We start from the raw sequence: 2,748 nt of genomic DNA on the forward strand, positions 1-2,748 counted from the left end.
TTGCCCAGCAGGAGAATGCAGCGGGAGATGGCTGCTAATCCTGCGGATTAGGAGACAATATGACCACAGTGCAGACCTTGGACGTCCGGGGCGAAATCTGCCCCTACCCCCTCTTCGAGACCAAGAAAGCCATTGAAGTTCTGCATTCCGGCGTTAGGCTCAAGGTCTTGATCGACTACCCTTTGGCGCTCGACAACATCACGCGCTGGGCCAAAGCGGCAGGACACAAGGTCGTTAGTGTCGAGGAGGTCGGCGCGTCGGAGTGGGAGATCCTGCTCGAGTGCGCCTGAACATGTCTTTGCTGATTTCTCCTGTAAGACCAGGGACCAGCTATTGGAAGGAGCCGATGCTTTTGCTGCAGTGGTCCCAACCAAATATCACTGAGTTTGGTGGGTAAGTAGCCATGCAAAAGAAATTGTGGAAGCTGCTCCCCTTGCCCTCGCCAGATTGTAACTCTTAGCCCTGAGAACTTCACAAGAACTTTTGTGTAGGTGCTTAACTTCTGGCCACCTCAAGGTTGGGTGCATAGAGGTTGCTGTCGAGCCTAAATCGCACGCCCGGATGTTGGATTGAGTACGGTCCGCCACGGTTTTTACTAATGGCCTGCTAATTTTGCCACCTCGAGACCAACCCGACGCACGACGAGCTGGCCTCGCTGATCAGCGCGACCAGGGTGTCAGTGACGACGAGCATCGAGGAACTCCGCAGGCGAGGTCTGATTGAGGGAACGCGAGGTGCGTGCCGCCTCAATGTTCCTGCGTTGGCTGCCTTGATAGATGCGTAGCTGTGACCGGCAGCTACAGTGAAACCGCGACCTCTCGCAACAAGTCATTCAGCGCCCGGGCAATGATGTCCGGATGGTCCTCGGGCGTGAAGTGCTTGCCGCCCTCGATGCGCTCTAAGCGCGCGCCCAGGTCGCGGGCGAACCTTTCGCCGTAGTGGACCTTTTGGAAACCATCCGCCGCTCCCCAGACCACCCTGGCGGGCAGGTTCAGGCGCGGCAGCTTGTCCTCAACGGCAAGCGTGTCTTGAACATTGAGCGCGCGCACCTGACGGATGAAGGCGGCTGCCCCGCCGTGCTCCGCGTAGGGTTGAAAGTGGATCTCAAAGGAGTCGGAGGCTATAGCGCCGTTGTCATGACCGAGGCCTAGGAAGGCGCGGAGGGAAGGCTTGAAGACCGCGTTCGGTAAGTGTTTGGCGAACCCCCCGGCAGCCCGCACAGCTTTCACCGCAGGGATGGGCCACGAGTCGTAGCCGATGCTGTTCGTGAGCAGCAAACCAGCGACGAGGCCGGGGTGACGGACCGCGACGATTTGCGCCACGCCCCCACCCAGGTCGTGGCCCACCAGCACGGCTCGCTCAACGCCGAGATGTCGCAACCAGGCGACCAGATAATCCGCCTGACGCCCCACCGAAATGTCGCGCCCCTCTCCTGCCGGGATGGAACCGGCGTAGCCGACCATCTCCCAGGCCAAGGCACGGGCGTTCTCGAGCCGCGGCATCACCTGGCGCCAGAGGCGTGGTCCGGTGGGAATGCCGTGGATGAGGACGACCGGAAAACCCTCGCCCTGCTCGAGCCAGCGCATACGGATGCCGTCGATATCAGCCGTTTTGAGTTTCATCTCTGACTCCTCGTTGAAGGGCTGTCTTGAGATCGATGACGGCACCGATAAAGGCCGCGTGGACGAAGGTCTGCGGAAAGTTACCGAGCATCAACCCCGTAGCAGGATCAGCCTCCTCAGCGAAGAGCCCCAGGTCGTTAGCGTAGCCTAAACCGGCGTCGAGAATTTCCCGGGCCCGCACCAGATCACCGCGCATCACCCAGTACTGGGCAACCCAGAACGTACCCGCCAGAAACGCGCCCTCTTCTTTAGAGTCGAAGCTCTCCAGGTGGCGGCGGTAAAGATGGCCCTCGCGGTAATCGCGCTCGAGCGCGTGCATCGTCGCCAGAATCTCCGGGGTGTTAGGATCGGTGTAACCCCAAACGGGAAACAGCGCCGCCGAGACATCGACCGCCTCGCCTCCGGCGACTGCGGCATAAGCGCCCTCGGAGTTGAGACAGTTCTGGGCAATGAATTCGCGTATGTCGCGGACTGCGGAACGCCAGTAGCGGGCTTGCTCGTCACTTTCGCTATGGTCGGCGATCGCATCAAGCCCACAAGCGACGATGACCTTACTCGAGGTGTACTGACGCTGCTCGAGCTCCTCCCACAGCCCATAGTCGGGCTCGCGCCAGTTTTCAGCGAGGTAATCCGCCACCTCTTCCACGATGTTCCAATGAGCTCGTGTCCTAAAGCGGTTGTAGATGAGCTTGGCCGCCAAAAGCACGTTGCCGAGCGCGTCCAGCTGAAGCTGAATCTTGGCCTCATTGCCGGTGCGCACCGGGCGACTGCCCCGGTAGCCGGCGAGGTCGAGGCTCTCGTCATCCGGAGCTGGGGTGCCGTCCAGGGTATAGAAGGGTAGGAGCGGCAAGCCTTCGATGTCCCGCTCGGCAGAGCAGATAAAGTCCAAAAAGCGCTGCTCTTCAATGCCATCGCTGCCCGCCCGGGTGAGGGCGCTCACGATCATGCCCGCGTCGCGCAGCCAGACGTAACGGTAGTCGTAGTTGCGTGCTCCCCCTATCACTTCAGGCAGCGAGGTCGTGGGGGCCGCGATGATGCCGCCGTTCTCCTCGAAGGTCAGGAGGCGCAGTGCCCTCAGCGAGTCCGCCACTTCGCGCTCGTAGGGGCCACGGTAAATGGCGTGTGC

General features: G+C 61.0%; 3 protein-coding genes. 1 reads left to right on the plus strand and 2 read right to left on the minus strand.

What is annotated here, in order from left to right; genetic code table 11:
* Nucleotides 1-59: 59 nt before the first annotated feature.
* Nucleotides 60-290, plus strand: coding sequence for a sulfurtransferase TusA family protein (locus M3498_03380; protein MDQ3458338.1), 231 nt, complete (start codon nucleotides 60-62; stop codon nucleotides 288-290).
* 507 nt (nucleotides 291-797) lie between these two features.
* Here the strand turns inward: M3498_03380 and M3498_03385 are convergent.
* Nucleotides 798-1,622 carry an alpha/beta hydrolase gene (locus tag M3498_03385; GenBank protein MDQ3458339.1) on the minus strand — a complete coding sequence of 275 codons (825 nt, stop codon included), beginning with the start codon at nucleotides 1,620-1,622 and terminating at the stop codon, nucleotides 798-800.
* A partial coding sequence (locus M3498_03390; protein MDQ3458340.1) for a glycoside hydrolase family 15 protein occupies nucleotides 1,603-2,748 on the minus strand: 1,146 nt, incomplete at its 5' end. The genes M3498_03385 and M3498_03390, both read right to left, overlap by 20 nt.

Source organism: Deinococcota bacterium (assembly GCA_030858465.1).
In the GTDB taxonomy this organism is placed as follows: Bacteria; Deinococcota; Deinococci; order Deinococcales; family Trueperaceae; genus JALZLY01.